The following is a 17,610-nucleotide window of genomic DNA, read 5'->3' on the forward strand; positions in this document are numbered from 1 at the left end:
ATGAGCTTGCGGTGACGATTTCCTCAAGGCGATGTCCTTGAGAAAAGCGCGCTGCACTCGTATAAAAATCAAACGGGGAAAAGATCTTGCCGATGGAGAAGTGGACCCGGGCACGCGCCGGTATGTTCTCTTGCGCGCGTGCGGAACGGGCGCCTGAACGTTTCGTGATGCGCGTATTGGCAGCCGTTCTGTTGAGCACGGCGGGCCTTGATCCGTTCATCGCTTATGCGCAAGCAGCGGCGCTGCAGTCCAATGCGCCGCGCGCTTCACAGTCCGCTGCATCTCAACCCAATATCGCTTTCTATTACGCGGCGAATCCGCCTGTCGATCAATTGCAGGCATTCGACGCAGTGGTCATCGACCCGGTAGCGGGCTTCGATCCGTCCATGCATCCGCTCGCGCATACGACATGGATCGCGCGTAGTCAAAGCGGCAATGCCGCTGAAATCGAAGCGCTGTGGCAGCGTGGTTATCGCGGATTTTTCCTCGATACGCCAATCGCTCTTGCCGCAGCCCTTCGAATTCATGCGGCGCATCCGGACGCGCGTCTTATCGCGGGTGGCGAGAACATTGCGCAAAGCGCGTTGCCCTATGCAAGCGCGCTATACGCGGTTGTCGGCGATTCGCTGATTCGCGGTATAGACGAAAGTGGTCAGTTCACGGAAGTTCCTGAAGCGTTGCGCGCACGGCGCATGGCGGCGGCACGCGAATTCACGCAGCAGAGCGGCGTGCCGGTCGTGTCGATCGAGTATTGCAATCGCAACGACCGGCAGTGCGCGCGCGATACAGCGAGCCGCGTCGTGTCCGCAGGCATGCTGCCTTACGTGACGAGCAAGGCGCGCGATGTGGTCGGCATCGGCAAGATAGAAGTGCTGCCGCGCAAGATTCTCGTCGTGCAGGACCGCGATACCAAGGACCCGCTCGATTTAAGCGCGGGGGTGCGTGACCTCGCCACGCCGCTCAATTACATGGGCTACGACGTCGAGTACGCCGACTTTTCGTCGCGCTTGCCGGATAACATCACACCCGACCGTTACGCAGGCGTGGTCGCATGGATTCAGCGCGGCGCGGTGCCCGATGCACAAGTCTGGCAACGATGGGTTGCCGCGCGCATGGCGGATCACATTCCTGTCGCGTTTCTCGGTCAGTTCGGTTTCGATGCAGCCGGTTCCGCTGGCGCCGCGCTCGATCTGCAACCGGTCGGCGGAACGTTCGCGGCGCCCGTCACGGTCGTCAAGAGCGATCCGATGATCGGCTTCGAGATCAGCCCGAAACCGGAACCGCGCGATCTGCAAGGGGTGCGCGTGGGTCCGCGCAGTCAAGCTTTGCTGCGCGTCTCGGCAAGCGGAGAGGAGGTGGACCAAGTCGCGCTCACGCCGTGGGGCGGGTACGCGCTGAGTCCTTACACAGTCGTATCGTTGGACAGCATCGAACAGGAACGCTGGGCCATTCAACCGATGGCCTTCATGAAGGCGGCGCTGCATCTGCAAGACATGCCCGCGCCGAGCGTGACGACGGAAAACGGCCGACGCCTTTTCATGTCGCACGTGGATGGCGATGGCTTCGCCTCACGCGCGGAATTCCCCGGTCCCGACTACTCGGGCGAAGCGTTGTATCAGCAGATTTTCACGCGCTATCAAGTGCCGATGACGCTCTCCGTCATTGAAGGCGAGGTCGGTCCTGCCGGTCTGCATCCGGATATCTCGCCCCGTCTGGAAGCCATCGCGCGCAAGATGTTCGCGCTGCCGCATGTCGAGATCGGCACGCATACGTACTCGCATCCGTTTCAGTGGGAACAGGTCGACAGCAAGGGCGCACAGATGGATCGCGGCGGTGGCGACGCGGCGTTCTCGTTGAATATCCCGGGATATCGTTTCAATATCGATCGTGAGATCACGGGCTCGATCGACTATATCAACTCGCGTCTTGCACCTGCCGGCAAGAAGACCGTTCTCCTGCAATGGTCCGGCGACTGCCGTCCGCCTGGCTTCGTCGTGCGCAAGGTGGCCGAGGCGGGCGTCTACAACTTCAATGGCGGCGATACGGTCATCACGAAGTCGGCCAATAGCTGGACCAATATCGCGCCTGTCGGTGTGGACAAGGGACCCGGCGCGTATCAGGTCTATGCGCCGAATCAAGACGAGAACGTCTATACCAACGACTGGCAAGGTCCGTTCTATGGCTTCACGCGCGTGCTGGAAACGTTCGCGATGACCGAGCGTCCGCAGCGCTTCAAGCCGATCGACATCTATTACCACATGTATAGCGGCACCAAGGTGGCGTCGCTGCGCGCGTTGGATCAGATCTTTTCGACGACACTCAAGCAGCCGGTGATGCCGGTCTATGTGAGCGAGTACATCCGCAAGGTGCTCGACTGGCATACCTTCGCGGTGGCAAAAGACATCGATTCGAAGTCCGGTCAATGGCTCGTGCGCGGCAATGGCGAAGTGCGCGAATTGCACTGGCCGCAAGCGACAAAGCCATCGGTCGATGATGCTTCGGGCGTCACGGGTTTCGCGCCGGGGCCTGACGGTACTTACATCCATATTGATAACGGCAGTGCGCGTTTTGCCATGGGCGGTACAACGACCGCGCCGTATATCGAAGAGGCAAATGGTTTCGTGCGCAACTTTCGCCGCACGCCGCAAGGCATGCAGTTCGAATTTGCCGGCCACTATCAGCCGTTCGTCAAGGTAGCGAACGCGCAGCAGTGCAAGGTCCGCGTCAACGGTCAGAGCGTTGCTGCCCGACGCGATGGCGATTTCCTGCGCTTCGAGACGTCGGCCGACGTCGGATCTATCTTGAACTACAAGCCGGTCGAGGTCGCCTGTGCTCGTTAATCGCCCTCGTATTGCGCCAACGTGGCTCGTGATGTTGCTCGCGGGCGTCGTGTTGATCACGCTATGGTTCATGCATCCGCGTGGCGGATTGCGCAACCGCTTGACATCCACCGATGCACCGAGCGATCTCAGCATCGCTTATCTTGAAGCGTGGCTGCGCGTGCAGCCCGGCAACACGGAGATTCTCTCGGTGCTCGGCACGCAATACGTGCGTCTCGGGCGCGATGAAGATGCGCGCCGCATTGCTGACCGCATGGCCGCCGCGCCTGGTGACGAGCTTCATCGCGCCGCACAGTTGCTGCGCCTGACCGTGGATACGCGCGAGACCTTCGCATTGCCCGCGAACGATCCGGGCCGCGAGGCCGCGCTGGTTCGCCTGCGCACGCAACTGACCAACGCGGCGGCGCTGTCGTGGTCGAATGCGGACCTGCAAATGCTGGCCGAAGCGGCTGCATCCGCGAATGCGCAACAGCTTGCGGGGCAGCTCTATGCGCGGCTTGCCGTGCAGGACCCGGCACGACAGACGCGCTGGAATCGCGAAGTGGTGCGCTTTGCCATGTATGGCGGCGACTATCGCGGCGCGGCGGAAGGCTGGTTCCGTTTGCAAGCGAAGGCACCCACGTTCGATGCGAAGCGTGATTGCTTCATCAACGGCATTCGCGCGCTACAGTCGGGCAATCTGCTCGATGAAGCGCTTGGCGCCGCGAAGGAACATGGCGCAGCGTTCGCGCACGATCACGCGACGCTTGTCGTGCTGCTGAATCTGGCGCGCGCGGCGCATCGGCCGGACCTCGTGGATCGTTATGCAAAGGCGCTCGCGGGTTATGCGCAAGCGCAGCCAACGGATGAAGACGGCGCGATACGGCTGGTCGCGTATCTTCGTGAGCGCGCATCACAGAAAGAATATGCGTACATGGATGGTTCGCAGCCGATGCATGCACGCCGTCACGATGTGCATGTCGTTCGTGTTGCCACGCCTGCATCGGCTCCGAACGCCACGGACGATGTCCCGGGTCTCCTGTACCAATCGTTCCTCGAATCGAACGACTTGCAGAACGCACAGCGCGTCGCGAGCGAACAGGTCGAGAAGAATCCCGGCTCGACGGTGTGGACGAAGCGGCTCGCTCAAGTATCCGAATGGAATCACGCGTCGCCGCTCGCGCTCAAGATGTGGCTCGCTTACGCGCAAGCCACGCACGACCCGGAAGGCTGGAAAAACGTCATGCGTCTGGCTCCGATGCTCAACGACGACAACGCGTATCTCGCCGCGTTGATCCAGGCATCGAATGCCGCACCCGCCGATCTCAAGCTGCTCGACTCGGTCGTCGCGGCGTACGAACGTCTCGGCCGTCCGGACGATGCACTGGCGTTCCTGCGCACCCGTCAGCGCACGATATCGAACGAGGCCATCGTTTTGCGGCTCGGCCAACTCGCGGAACCCTCGGGCCACGACGATGAAGCGCTCGCCGCTTATCGCGCGCTGAACAAGCGCAATCCGGCGAACACGCAATACGCATTGCGCACCGCGAGCCTTTTGTATCGTCATGGCGACTACAAGGGTGCGCTCGATGCCTTGCTCGCTGCACGCCAAGGCGCCAGGAACGATGACATTCTGTTCTGGCGCAACGCGGCGCAACTCGCGCGTCTTCTGCAACGAGATGACATCGCCAACGACGCGTACAAGCATCTGCTTGCAAGCGGCGAGGCCACGCCCGAAGACTTGAGCGCGATGACGTACTTCTACGACGCTTATCCAGTCGATGCCGCTCGCACTTCGGAGTTGCAGTATCGCCGCGATCGTTCGCCGCGCTCGCTGGAAAGCGCAGTCCACTATTACACCGATGCCGAGCAATACGATCGCGCCGATGCATTGCTCAAAAGCCTGAGCCCGGAGCAACTCGCCGTTGCGTCCGAGTCGCCGTCGTTCCTGCGCATTCGCGCCGAATACTATCGACAGACGAACCGTCCGCTCGATGCGCTCGCCGATCTTCAACATGCCGTCACGCTGCCGGGTGCCGCGCTCGACTTGCGCGCGGCATTGCTCTGGACGCTCGTCGACTACGGCACGGATGCGCAATTGCACGACGCGCTCAAGCCATGGCGCGATACGCCTGCGCAAGAGCCCGCGTTGTGGGGCCCGCTCGCTGCTGCCTATATGCGCTTGAACAAGCCTGAAGCCGCGCTCAAGTACTTGCGTCTGCAAGCGGCGTCCGCATCGCGTGATCCGCTGTGGCAGTTGAGCTATGCCGAAGCGCAAGAGATGGCGGGACGCAGCGACCTCGCATGGTCCATTCGCCGCAATGTCTGGCGCCAGATGCAGGACGAGGAAGCGGCCGTTCGCGCGAACACGGCGGTGGGAAAGAACATCGTGCAGACGCACCAGTCGCAAGGCAGTGAAGTGCGTGAACAACTGCAAGGCCGGCGCGTGACGCTGGCATCGATATTCGAGAACGCGGATGTATCGAAGGCATTGCTGATCGACCTGCTCGCAACCGATGCCGGGCGCAACGACGACACCGCCGCACGCCGCACCTTGTTGGGCGATACGGCCGGTCTTCCCGCTGCGCAATTGGAGGCATCGAACGCGAATGCATCTCCGAAAGAGACACAACTGACCTCGTCCGTTGCACGCGATGTCGCGCTTGCCTGGGCCATGTCGCACGAAGCGAATCCGTTGGCGAAGCGCTGGCTCGCGCGTCAATACGCCGACGTGCTGGTTCAGCCTTCGGAGCAGTTGATCGCCATTGCGCTTGCCGACAACGACAAGCCCGCGATGGAACGTCTTCTCGATGATCAGAAGGCGCGCCTGCCGATCTATGACCGTATCGATGCATCGATCGCGGTGGATCGTCCGGGCGATGCACAAAAGCTCGCGTTTCAAGGCCTCGAAGATGCGCCCTATGACGACGAACTTCATGGCCGCCTCGTGCAGACCTCACTGACGTGGCCGCAATCGCTCGATGCAAGCGTCACGAGTTATGTCGAACATCCGCTCGATTACATCGAGCAGACGCTTGGCGGCAGCCTCAAGATCGCGGACAAATACATGATCGGCGTAAAGGGCGTTCAACGCTTCCAGCATTCGACGGATTCATCGCAACTCACCGATGTCCCTTCGGTGGATCGCTCGTTGGAAGTCTTCGCGCGCCGCCAGACTTACGACACGGCGTTCATGGTCACCGTGGGCCGCCGCGAAGCGCTCGACAGTTTTTACAGCGTATCGGCGGGTGCCGAATGGGGCCGAAATTCCGCTTTGTCGCTCGCCGTGAAGGCGGGCTACAACCAGACCGCACGCGAGTCGCAAGTGTTGCAAGTGGGCGGTGTGAAGGACAACGTCGCAGGCACCGTGATGTATCGCGCGACGGAAAGCCTCTATGCCACGGGCACGGTCGAAGCCGATCGCTTCTATAGCCAGGCGCGTAACTATCTCGGTAGCGGCGTGCTGTCGGCGGGCGAGATCGGTTATCGCATTCGCACGAACTATCCGGACTACACGCTGCGCCTGATGGGCGCGCATGGCGGATACGGCGCAAGTGGCGCCGCCGATGGCCTGATCTCGCGCCTCATTCCGGTGACCGCCGGTCCGGTGAGTGCGGCGAGCTTCATTCCGCAAAGCTACTCGCAATACGGCCTGTTCTTCGGTTTCGGCAACGATCTGCTCGATCAATACACGCGCGCATGGCGGCCATTCTTCGATGCAGGCGTGCTGCACGACTCGAATCAGGGCTGGGGACCGTCCATCAGTCTCGGCCTCGCGGGCACCGTGTTCGGCGGCGATCATGCGGCGCTTTATTTCTCGCATCAGCGTGTGTCGCGTCTCGGTACGCCGGTCACGCAAATCGGTGCGCGCTATAGCTGGTTTTATTGAAACGATTCTGGATCCACGGAAGGGGAAGCAACATGCACGGTATCAAACGACTCGCGCGTTCAGGCGCATGGTGTGTGGCGGCAACCGCGCTCGCGCTTGCAATGAGCGCATGCGGAACGGTGCGTCAGACGGCCGGCCCGACGCTCACGCATGGCGACAAGGTGGCTGTCGTGTCCATCGCCAACTACACGGAAACGCCGGATGCGGGCAAGAGCGCAGAATCCATCGCGGCGAATACGCTGCGCGCAGGCGGTGTCGGTGATGTACGTATCGCTCCCGCCGATACCAACCGCAACGCGCTCTTCGATAACGCGCAACGCGGCGATGGCGACAAATCGCTCGAATGGGCACGCTCGCAAAACGCGCGCTATGTGCTGACGGGCGCGGTCGAGGAATGGCGCTACAAGACCGGCGTAGATGGCGAACCGGTAGTGGGCGTGACCTTCGAACTGATCGATGTCGCGAACGGCTCGGTCGTCTGGAGCGCAACGGGAACGCGTACGGGCTGGAGCCGCTCGGCATTGTCGAGTGTGGCGACCACTTTGATCGGCAATGTGCTGTCGCCGTTGCAAGCGCGCCAGTAAGTCGCCGATCAAGCTTGCCCGCCTGCCGCCGAGATACAGGATGCAGGTTGATACGAAATAAGCACGAGACAAGAAAAGGAAATGGCCGTGAATACCGCAGCCGTCGAAACCAACCCGGGCGCCGCCAAGCGCCACGCGCATCCGTTCGGCAATCTGGGCCGCGTGCGCCGCTTTCTCGCGCCCGCGGTGGCGCGGCCCTTCGCTATCGTCGAAAGCGTCGCGCTGATGCTCATCATGCTGTCTGTCGCGCGCTGGCTTCAGCATGACGATCCCTTACTCGTGCGCGGCGGCTTTCCGTGGCTATGGATGGTGCCGCTGCTCGTCGCGTTGCGCTACGGTACGCTGCTTGGCTTGCTGTCCAGCTCCATCATGTTCGGTGTGTGGGAGTTGTTCTATCCGCCGGGCGGCACGTTTCCCGCGTTGTATTTCGCGGGCGGTCTTTGTCAGACGATCCTTGCCGGTCATTTCGGCGATACGTGGGGCAGCCGCGCGGAACGTGCATCGTCGCTGAACGATTATCTGAACGACCGCCTCGTTGCGTTGACCAACAGTCACTACTTGCTGCGTCTTTCGCATGAGCGGCTTGAGAAGGATCTGCTGTCGCGTCCGACGACGTTGCGCGATTCGATCACCGAGTTGCGGCGGCTTTCCGTCGCCGGCGACACGGCGAAGAACGATTCATCGATGCGCGGCGCGGATGGCCTGCTCGAGTTCATCGCGCAAGCATGTCAAATTGAAGTGGCCGCGCTTTTTCCGGTGCATCGCGGCAAACTGGGCATGGAGCCGATCGCCCAACTCGGCGATGCCTTCACGCTCAAGCTCGACGATGAACTCGTCATGCATGCGCTCGCCACGCAAAACGTCGCGCATCTGAAGAACGTCGATTCGACCGTGCCGGTCAGCGAGTATCTCGTCTGCGCGCCGCTGGTTTCCGCCGATGGCGAATTGCGTGCGTTGCTCGTCATCAAGCGCATGCCGTTCCTGTCGCTCAACTTCGACAATCTGCAACTCCTGCTGGTGCTGTTGGGTTACTACGCCGATGGCGTGGCGCACGCGTCCTTCGTGCAGCGCATCGTCGATCAGGTACCCGATTGCCCGCATGAATTCGCGCTCGATCTCGGCCGTCTGACGCGTCTGCAGAAGAAGGCGGGCGTGGCTTCCTCGCTGGTCGCGCTCGTGTTTCCGCGCGATGAAGAAGGCGATGAACTCTTCGAACACGTCATACGCCGCCGCCGTTCGCTCGACGTCATGTGGCCCGTGCAAACGCCGCGGCAATCCGTGCTGCTCAATCTCATGCCCGCAACGGATACGACCGGCATCGACGGCTATCTCGCGCGTATCGAAGCAAGTCTGAAAGCGCAGTTCAATACCGACCTCGAAGGCGCGCGCGTTGGCGTGCATACGCTGCATCTCGGAGGCGAGGAACCTGGCGCGGCGCTCAAGCGTCTTCTCAAGCGAAGTGGCCTCGATGTCTAAAGGGTCCTCACTCCTCGTCGGCGCGCTTGCGGCTATCGTCGCGGGAACGGTGCAATACCTTGCGATTGCGAGCCTGATGCAGGCACCGGGCGCGTTCGATCCGCTCATGCGCTTCCTGGCTTGGCAGGCCGCAGCGGGTCTGGCCGAAGCCGTTGCGTTTCGCGCCTGGTTGCCGCGGAACTATCGCGAGCCGCTTGCGTGGTCGTTGCTCTCGTTGTGGCTTGCGTGCACGTTCGTACCGCTCTTGGGTGGCGTCGTGGTGCTTGTGAGCTGTATCTGGGCAGCGCTCTTTCCCGCGCTCAAGGAAAGCGGTGAACTCGACGATGTCGCGCGTCCCAAATTCGTCACGTATCTGGTGTCACGCGTTCAGCATGGCGGCGGCGCGCGCTTGCAGGCACGTCTTGCGAACACGCAGGTGGCATCGACGGATCGACTGTCCGCGTTGGTTGCCATTCAGAGCATGCCGACCCGCACCACCGGCACCTTGCTGCGCGACTTGCTCGCCGATCCCCTGGAAGATATTCGCCTGATTGCATACGGCACGTTGGACCATGCCGAGAACGAGATCATGCAGAAAATTTTCAGAACGAGCAAAACGCTCGAAGCAACCGAGAAGCCCGCCGAGCGTCACGCGCTGAATCGACTGCTTGCCGAACTCTACTTCGAGCTCGTGTACCAGAATCTCGTGCAAGGCGCGGTCTATAAGCACACGCTGCAGCAAGCCGACCGCTACGCGCAGGCCGCGCTCGAAACCGATTCATCGGATGCCGCACTGTGGCTCATTCGCGGACGTTTGGCGCTCGCAAGCGGCTTGCCCGATGAAGCGCATGAACACATTGGCTGCGCGCTCGAGCTCGGCTTTCCGCGCGAACGTCTCGTTCCCTGGCTTGCCGAAGCGGACTTTCTGCGCGGCGAATATTCACGCGTGGCGAACCTTCTGGCGACGCTCGGCAATGCCGCTTCGTTGCCCACGCTCAAACCGGTTGTGAAGTACTGGTCATGATGAAACAACTCCCGATCCGCCGCGCCGCCGATGCCGATGTCTGCCTTCTCCTCGAAGGCACGTTCCCGTTCGTGCGCGGCGGCGTATCGAGCTGGGTCAACGAGATGATCCGCTCTTACCCCGACACGCGCTTCGCGATCGTCTTCATAGGCAGCCAGAAGTCGGATTATGCGGGCGTCGCTTATGCATTGCCCGACAACGTCGTGCATATCGAAACGCATTACCTGTACGAGCCGACCACGGCGGATTTCACGCCGCGCGCGGCCGCTGGCGACAGCGCCGCATTCGTGCGCTCGCAGCAGCTGCACGACACCTTGCGCGACCCGCGTAACGGCCGCGATGCTGGCGCGTTGCTCGCCGACATGATCCCGATGATCGGCACGAGCGGCGCGCTCAACGAAGAGCAGTTCCTCACGAGTCGCGCGGCGTGGCATACCATCGTCGATCAATACGAGCAGTTCTGCACGGACCCGTCCTTTACCGATTACTTCTGGACCGTGCGTATCATGCACAAGCCGCTGTGGCAGCTTGCGCGCGTGGCGGAGCAGTTGTTGCCGGCCAAGGTTTATCACACGGTATCGACGGGATATAGCGGCTTTCTCGGCGCGTTGATGCACTACCGTACCGGACGGCCCTTGCTGATCTCCGAGCATGGCATCTATACGAAGGAACGCAAGATCGACTTGCTGCAAAGCCAGTGGATTCGCGACAACCGCGGTGTGTTCGAACGCGACATCTCGCGGGTGAGTTACTTCCGCGAACTGTGGGTGCGTTTCTTCGAAGCGATCGGCAAGCTTGCCTACGACGCCGCCGACGATATCGTCGCGCTCTACGAAGCGAATCGCCAGCGTCAGGTGATGGACGGTGCGCGTGCCGAGCGCACGCAGTGTATCCCCAACGGCATCGACGTCGATGCGCTCGGGCCGCTCGTCGCGCAACGCAAGCCGCGTTCGAATCGCGTGGTTGCGCTGATCGGACGCGTGGTGCCGATCAAGGACATCAAGACTTTCATTCGCGCGATCTTCATCGCGTCGCGCAGCATGCCGGACCTGGAAGGCTGGATCATCGGACCGGAAGAAGAAGATCCCGCTTATGCGCTCGAATGCCGCGCATTGGTGGAGAGTCTCGGCTTGAGCCGCAATCTCAGGTTTCTCGGCTTTCAGCGTATTGACGACATGCTGCCGCAAGTCGATGTCATCGCACTGACCTCGATCAGCGAAGCGCTGCCGCTCGTGGTGCTCGAAGGTTTCGCAGCGGGCGTGCCCGCCATCACGACGGATGTCGGGTCGTGCCGCCAATTGATCGAAGGCGTGGATGAGGAAGATCGCGCGCTCGGATCGGCGGGCGGCGTCGTGCAGCTTGCGGACCCGGCCGCGTTCGCGCAGGCCGTGCTGTCCTTGCTCGCGGATGAAACGCGCTGGCAAGCCGCACAACAAGCCGGTCTCGCACGCGTGCGCCGCTATTACACGAAGAAGCAGATGATCGACCGTTATCGCGCGCTGTATGACCGTCTGTCGGCACTGCCGGATCGCGCGCGCAGCGGCATGTCGGCCAGCGCCGCGCAATGCCCGATGCATCATCACAAACCGGCAGGCGCCGCGAAAGAGCCGCTTGCATCGCAGGAGTCACGCTGATGGCCGGTATTGGTTTCGAATTGCGCAAGATCATGCGCCGCGACACGCTCGCGGGCGTGGCGCGCGCGTATGCCTATGCAGGGTTGATCAGTTCAGGTCCGCTCATTCTGTCGATCTTCGGCATTTTGATCATCGGGCTCATCAGCCTGGCTTCAGTCATACCGAAGTTTGCGATCGTGCAGTTTCAGGTGTCGGTGACATATTTGATCGCGCTTAGTCTGATATTGACCGGACCGTTGCAACTCTCGTTCACGCGCTTCATTTCCGACCGATTGTTCGAGAAGCGCGATGACCTCGTGCTGTCCAATTACAACGGCGTCGTGCTCGTGTCTTCGGCTCTTTCGAGCGTGGTTGCGGTCGTTGCGATGTTACTAGGCTTTCGTGAAGAGCCGATCGTCTATCGCCTGTTGATGATTACCGGCTTCGTCGTGGTCGGCAATATCTGGATCGCGGTGATCTTTCTGTCGAGCGTGAAGCAGTATCGGCAGATTCTTTACGTGTTTGCCGTGGGTTATGCGTGCGTCGTTTGTCTTGCGCTCGCACTGAACGGCTATGGACTCATCGGTTTGCTGGGCGGCTTCGTGGCCGGCCATATCGTCTTGCTGGCGGGTTTGTCGGGCTTGATTTACCGGAACTATCGCAGCGAGCGCTTCGTGTCGTTCGAAGTGTTCGAAGGACGTTATGCCTATCCTAGTCTCGCGCTCGTCGGCTTGCTGTTCAATATCGGCGTGTGGCTCGACAAGTTCATGTTCTGGTATGCGCCGGGCACGGGTACGCGAGTCATTGGGCCGCTGAATGCATCGGTGATCTACGACATCCCCATTTTTATCGCTTACGTATGCGTGATGCCGGGCATGGCGACGTTCCTCGTGCGTATCGAAGCGGACTTCGTCGAATACTACGACGCGTTCTACGACGCCGTGCGCAGCGGCGCGACGCTGCGCCATATCAGCGAGATGCGCGACATGATGGTGGGCAGCGTGCGTGCCGGACTCTATGAAATCATCAAGGTGCAGACGGTGGTGCTGCTGCTGATCGTTGCGTTCGGTGAGCGCGTGCTGGGCTTGCTCGGCATCTCGCCCTTGTATATGCCGCTTTTGGTCGTCGATGTCGTGTCCGCGAGTCTGCAAGTGCTGCTGCTCGGCCTGCTCAACGTCTTCTTCTATCTCGATGGACGACGCACCGTCATGAAGCTCACCGGCGCGTTCGTCCTGTTGAATGGCCTTTTCACGGGCATTACGTTGCGGCTCGGACCGGATCTCTACGGCTTTGGGTTCGCACTGGCGTTGCTCGTCGTCGTGGTGGCCGCCGTGAAGGTGCTCGACCGCAAGTTCCTGTCTCTCGAATACGAGACTTACATGCTGCGCGGCTGAGTGGCTTAACGACATGAACAGATTCGTCCGACGATCTGGCCTGCGCGCATTGCTGCATTTCGCGCGAATCGCCGCCTTCGGGGCGATGGTGACGGCCGCGCACGCGCAAACGCCATCGGTCGCGCTGTATTACGGCGCAAATCCGCCTGTCGAGGAACTCACCGGTTTCGATGTCGTCGTAGTCGAGCCCGATGCACATTTCGATCCGCAAGCTCATGCGGATGCGCACACGGCGTGGTTTGCTTACGTGAGCATCGGCGAAGTGAATCCGCATCGCGCTTACTTCAAGGCAATTCCGTCTGCGTGGATGCCTGGCGTGAATCAGGCGTGGGCGTCGCATGTGGTGGATCAAACGGCGGCGCAATGGCCGGCGTTCGTCGTGAACAAGGTTATCGCACCGTTGTGGAAGAAGGGTTATCGCGGCTTCTTTCTCGATACGCTCGATTCGTATCAGCTGATCGCCACGACCGATGCCGCGCGTGCGGCACAGGAAGCGGGACTCGTGCGCGTCATTCGCGCCATCAAGGCGCGTTATCCGGAAGCGAAGCTGATCTTCAATCGTGGCTTTGAAGTACTGCCTCAAGTGCATGAATCAGCCTGGATGGTCGCGTTCGAATCGCTGTATCGCGGCTGGGATGCAGGCAAGCAACGCTATACGGAAGTACCGCAGGCCGACCGCGACTGGTTGCTGATGCAGGCCACGACCATACGCGATCGATACCATCTGCCGGTCCTTTCGATCGACTATTGCGCACCCGCCGATGCCGATTGCAAGGCTGCGACGGCCGCACGCATCGCGGCCGACGGCATCGTGCCCTATGTCACCGACGGCGCGCTCGCCACGGTAGGTACAGGAGCGCCACCAGCGAATTGAACGCAACGAAGAACAACATCATCTGAGAGAGCAAAGCCATGTTTGGCATCGTCGGCGCCGTACCTAACGCAATATCGTTCCCTTATTGATCGAAGGGCTGCACGGATGTGGATAAGCCGCGGACTCTGGCAAAGTCGGTCACGGTGGAGTAAGGGGCCGTTGCGAACACTGAGCAGCAGCGTGTTCCTTGGCCTCACCCATTATCCCCACCCGCCACGGCCAGCACCGCACCCGTGATATACGCAGCCTCATCCGAGGCAAGAAAGAGAATCGGCGCGATCTGCTCGTCGAGCGTGCCGTAACGCTTGAAGAAGGTCGACTCGGTGACCTGCTTGACCGCCTCGCCCATCCATGCTTTCTCTTGCTCGCTATCGCCTGAGGCGTTACGAGGCACTCGTCGCGGAGGTGCCTCTGTCCCGCCGGGCGCAGCCGCAACGACGCGAATGTTGTACGCGCCGTACTCCATCGCAAGCGATTGAGTCATCGCGTTTACGCCGCCCTTCGCCGCGGAGTACGGTACGCGCCGAATCCCGCGAGTCGCATTCGATGAAATGTTGACGATGGTGCCGCAACCCTGCGCGAGCATGTACGGAAGCACGGCATGACACGCGTAAAGCGTTGGCATAAGCGAACGCCGAATCTCCGCATCGATATGCGCGGGCTCGAACTCCGCGAAAGGGCGCATGCGAATGGCGCCGCCCACGCCGTTGATGAGAATGTCGATCCGACCGAACCTGTTCTTTGCAAAAGCCATCGTCGATGCCGCACCGTCGTAGGTTTCGAGATCGGCGACAAACGCAGCCGCATCATCGCTTTGTGCTTCAGCGGCGACGTCCGCCACGAAGTCCGCTCGATCGACGAATAGAACCTTCGCTCCTTCCGCGATCGCACGAAGCGCAACGCCCCGCCCGATCCCTTGCGCCGCGCCTGTGACCACCATGACTTTGCCGGCGAATCGGTTGGTGTTCATGCGGTCTCCGGCGCAGCGTTAGGGGTGAACTTCTCGTAGTGGAAGCTATTCGGCTTCACGCCGGTATCGTCGAAGTACTTGCGCACGGCATCGACCATTGGAGGAGGACCGCAGAGATAGACATCGACGTCACCGTCATTCAATGACTCTGCCGACATGTGCTGCGTGACCCAGCCTTTGCGTGGATGATCCGATTCGGCATCGGCCACGACGGTGCTGTAAGTGAAGTGCGGGAGCTTCATGGCATACGCAGCTATTGCATCGGTTTGCACGAGGTCGAGGTCTCGCGTCACACCGTAGATGAGATGAACCCTTTGCTGCGCGTTCGTCCGGTATAAGACTTCCAGCATCGACAAGAAGGGCGCTAAACCAGTGCCACCCGCAAGAAAGAGCAACGGCCGCTCGACGGGGCGCAGATAGAAGCTACCCAGCGGCCCGGTCAATTGGGTCTTGTCGCCCGGCTGCGCGGATTCGAGCCAGGTACTCATCACGCCGCCTGGAATCTTTTTGATCAGGAAGCTGACCTTGCTTGCACCAGGCGCGGAAGAGAACGAATAGGAGCGATGCTGCCCGCTGCCCGGCACATCGATATTGACGTATTGACCGGCGAGGAACACAGGCGCGGCAGCTTCGACATCGAGTTCGAGCACGACGGCTGCGTCGTTATGCGGTTCGACCTTCGCGACGGTCGCGGCAAATTTGCTTTGCTCGGTCTTGCACACTACTGACGATGCCGGCACTGCAATCACGCAGTCGCTTTGCGGCACCATCTGGCACGTGAGGACAAGGCCGGTTTCCTTTTCGTCGTCGCTTAGCGCGTCTTCGATATAGTCGTCGCCGAGGTCGTACGCGCCGCTTTCCGCGCGGCATTTGCAGGTGCCGCATACACCGTCGGAGCAATCCATCGGCAAGTTGATCCGGGCTCGAAATGCGGCATCGAGGACCTTCTCGCCCGCCTTGCATTCGACAAAGCGAGTCACGCCGTCTTCGAAGTTCAATGCGATGTTGTAGCTAGACATGTTGTCTCCTGCTTCGTGTCTCGTTCCCATCAAGCGCTTCAGACGTGATAGACGTCGAGTACCTGGCGGATATAGTCGTTCTTCAACGCAATCTTCTTGCTGGCAATCAAGAGACGGTCATCCACCTTGCGGAAGGTAACGAAAATGGTGCCGAAGAAATAGTCGGTCATCTTGTAGCGATGGCTCTGCGTAGTGAAGTTGTAGCGCACGTCCACTTCGTTCGCGCGTTCGGCCAGCAACTCGACGTTCGTCACGTTGTGGCTGGTGCGCGGTTCCGGCATCGACGCACCGCTGCGCTCGGTCTTGATGCGGAACACTCGATCTTCCAGGCCGCCACGGTCGGCGTAGTACATCAAGGAGATTTGACTGTGCGGGTCGTCGGTGAGCTTGTCATCGTCGTCCCAGGCGGGCATCCAGTACTCGACGTCTTCGGTGTAGCAAGCGAGCCACTCGTCCCACTGACGGTCATCCAGAAAGCGCGCCTCTTGATAGAGCGCGGCACAGACCTTTTGATAGTCGATGCTCATACCGTCGCCTCCGTCTGTTCCTTGCGTAGAGCTTCGCGCATGACGTGCATCCAGTACTCGTGTTGCACCACGAAGAGCCCTTCGTCTTCGCTGCGCTCGCCCGAGATAAGCGGCTTCAGTCCCATGCCTTTTGCGTTCGCATCGGGTCCGTGCACCCATAGCGGCGCGCCGCGCGACATGTCGTTCCACATCGATGTCGTGCTCGCATAGCCCGCCTGACACGCGCGAAATTCTTCGAGGTCGTCGCTCGTGCCCATGCCCGAGACGTTGAAAAAGTCTTCGTATTGACGAATGCGGATGGCACGGCTTTCCGCGCTCTCGCCTTTGGGTGCGAAGCAGAAGATGTTCACTTCAGTCTTGTCGACGCTGATCGGGCGGATCACGCGAATCTGCGTGCTGAACTGGTCCATCAAGAACACGTTCGGATACACACAAAGATTGCGTGTCTGATTGACAATGTACTTCGCCTTTTCGTCGCCCACGCGTGCTGCGATCTCTTCGCGATGTTGATACACCGGACGCACTTCCGGATTCATCGTGTTGGTCCAAAGCAGCATATGTCCATGCTCGAAGCCATATACGCCAGCGACGGACTTGCTCCAGCCGTTGGCATCGACGGCCTTCGTGCCTTCGACCTTGCGACGGCCCATGGTTGCAGCGTAGTTCCAGTGCACGGTGCTGACGTGATAGCCGTCGCAGCCGTTTTCCATCTGCATCTTCCAGTTGCCGTCGTAGATGTACAAGGAATTGCCGCGCAACACTTCGAGACCTTCAGGCGCCTGCGAGACGATCTGATCGATGATGATCTTGGTCTCGCCGAGATAGTCTTCGAGCGGCATGACGTCTTCGCTCAGGCTGCCGAAAAGGAAGCCACGGTAGTTCTGAAAGCGCGCAACATTCTTCAAGTCGTGCGAGCCTTGCTTATTGAACTGCAATGGGTACTCGGTCGTCTTCTCGTCCTTGACCTTCAATAGCTTGCCTGCGTTGGAAAACGTCCAGCCGTGGAACGGGCACGTGAAGCTGCCCTTGTTGCCGTGCTTGCGACGGCAGAGCATCGCACCCTTGTGTGCGCAAGCATTGATCACGGCGTGCAATTCGCCAACCTTGTCACGCGTGATGACGATCGGCTGACGGCCAATCCACGTGGTGTAGTAATCGTTGTTGTCTGGAATCTGGCTCTCGTGCGCGAGATACACCCAATTACTCTCGAAGATGTGCTTCATTTCGAGTTCATACAAATCGGCGTTCGTGAAAATATCGCGGCGGCAGCGGAACACACCGCTTTCCTTGTCATCCTGAACGGCGTTGTTCAGCAAGTCGTGCAGTTGTCGTGCTTTATCGATGGTTGCGGGCATGACTCGTCTCCCTATGCAGGCTCCGTGCGAAGCGCTTGCATCGGTTCAAAGAATTTGCGAAAGAGGTTTGGCCGCGTAACAGCGGCG

The 17,610-nt window shown here is 60.5% G+C and carries 11 protein-coding genes and 1 pseudogene; 8 read left to right on the forward strand and 4 right to left on the reverse strand.

Going from position 1 to position 17,610, the window contains the following annotated elements:
• Positions 1-92: 92 nt before the first annotated feature.
• The 8 genes and pseudogenes from P9250_RS15735 to P9250_RS15770 all read left to right on the forward strand — a co-directional run.
• Positions 93-2,840 (forward strand): sugar ABC transporter, encoded by a 2,748-nt coding sequence (locus tag P9250_RS15735; protein WP_310393945.1) that lies wholly within the window; start codon positions 93-95, stop codon positions 2,838-2,840.
• Positions 2,830-6,708, forward strand: coding sequence for a tetratricopeptide repeat protein (locus P9250_RS15740; RefSeq protein WP_310393947.1), 3,879 nt, complete (start codon positions 2,830-2,832; stop codon positions 6,706-6,708). Before P9250_RS15735 ends, P9250_RS15740 begins: the two co-directional genes overlap by 11 nt.
• 32 nt (positions 6,709-6,740) lie before the next feature.
• Entirely contained in the window at positions 6,741-7,292 is a 552-nt protein-coding gene (locus P9250_RS15745) for a penicillin-binding protein activator LpoB (protein WP_250467609.1), read from the forward strand.
• An 87-nt stretch (positions 7,293-7,379) separates the two neighbouring features.
• Positions 7,380-8,768, forward strand: a complete 1,389-nt coding sequence (locus P9250_RS15750) for a PelD GGDEF domain-containing protein (protein WP_250467608.1) — start codon at positions 7,380-7,382, stop codon at positions 8,766-8,768.
• On the forward strand, positions 8,761-9,771 hold the full coding sequence (locus P9250_RS15755) for a hypothetical protein (protein ID WP_310393951.1): 1,011 nt from the start codon (positions 8,761-8,763) through the stop codon (positions 9,769-9,771). Before P9250_RS15750 ends, P9250_RS15755 begins: the two co-directional genes overlap by 8 nt.
• The gene (gene pelF, locus P9250_RS15760; protein ID WP_310393953.1) at positions 9,768-11,405 is read left to right on the forward strand and encodes a GT4 family glycosyltransferase PelF; all 1,638 of its coding nucleotides are present in this window, start codon (positions 9,768-9,770) and stop codon (positions 11,403-11,405) included. The genes P9250_RS15755 and pelF overlap by 4 nt, the downstream gene beginning before the upstream one ends.
• Positions 11,405-12,778 carry an exopolysaccharide Pel transporter PelG gene (pelG, locus tag P9250_RS15765; RefSeq protein ID WP_310393955.1) on the forward strand — a complete coding sequence of 458 codons (1,374 nt, stop codon included), beginning with the start codon at positions 11,405-11,407 and terminating at the stop codon, positions 12,776-12,778. The genes pelF and pelG overlap by 1 nt, the downstream gene beginning before the upstream one ends.
• A 13-nt stretch (positions 12,779-12,791) precedes the next feature.
• A pseudogene (locus tag P9250_RS15770) lies at positions 12,792-13,634 on the forward strand (endo alpha-1,4 polygalactosaminidase); the annotation flags it as partial.
• 211 nt (positions 13,635-13,845) lie between these two features.
• Here P9250_RS15770 and benD read toward each other — a convergent pair.
• Genes benD through P9250_RS15790 form a run of 4 tightly spaced genes read right to left on the reverse strand, consistent with a single transcriptional unit; the run spans position 13,846 to position 17,523 of the window.
• On the reverse strand, positions 13,846-14,622 hold the full coding sequence (gene benD / locus P9250_RS15775; protein ID WP_310393957.1) for a benzoate diol dehydrogenase BenD: 777 nt from the start codon (positions 14,620-14,622) through the stop codon (positions 13,846-13,848).
• Positions 14,619-15,641 (reverse strand): benzoate 1,2-dioxygenase electron transfer component BenC, encoded by a 1,023-nt coding sequence (gene benC, locus P9250_RS15780; protein WP_310393959.1) that lies wholly within the window; start codon positions 15,639-15,641, stop codon positions 14,619-14,621. The genes benD and benC overlap by 4 nt, the downstream gene beginning before the upstream one ends.
• Before the next feature lie 38 nt (positions 15,642-15,679).
• Positions 15,680-16,168: a benzoate 1,2-dioxygenase small subunit gene (benB, locus tag P9250_RS15785; RefSeq protein ID WP_244828895.1), complete on the reverse strand. Its 489-nt coding sequence runs from the start codon at positions 16,166-16,168 to the stop codon at positions 15,680-15,682.
• A complete protein-coding gene (locus P9250_RS15790) occupies positions 16,165-17,523 on the reverse strand; it encodes a Rieske 2Fe-2S domain-containing protein (RefSeq protein WP_310393961.1) in 1,359 nt (452 codons plus the stop codon). The genes benB and P9250_RS15790 overlap by 4 nt, the downstream gene beginning before the upstream one ends.
• Positions 17,524-17,610: the final 87 nt, after the last annotated feature.

Origin of the sequence: Caballeronia sp. LP006, from assembly GCF_031450995.1 — a bacterium.
Taxonomy (GTDB): Bacteria; Pseudomonadota; Gammaproteobacteria; order Burkholderiales; family Burkholderiaceae; genus Caballeronia.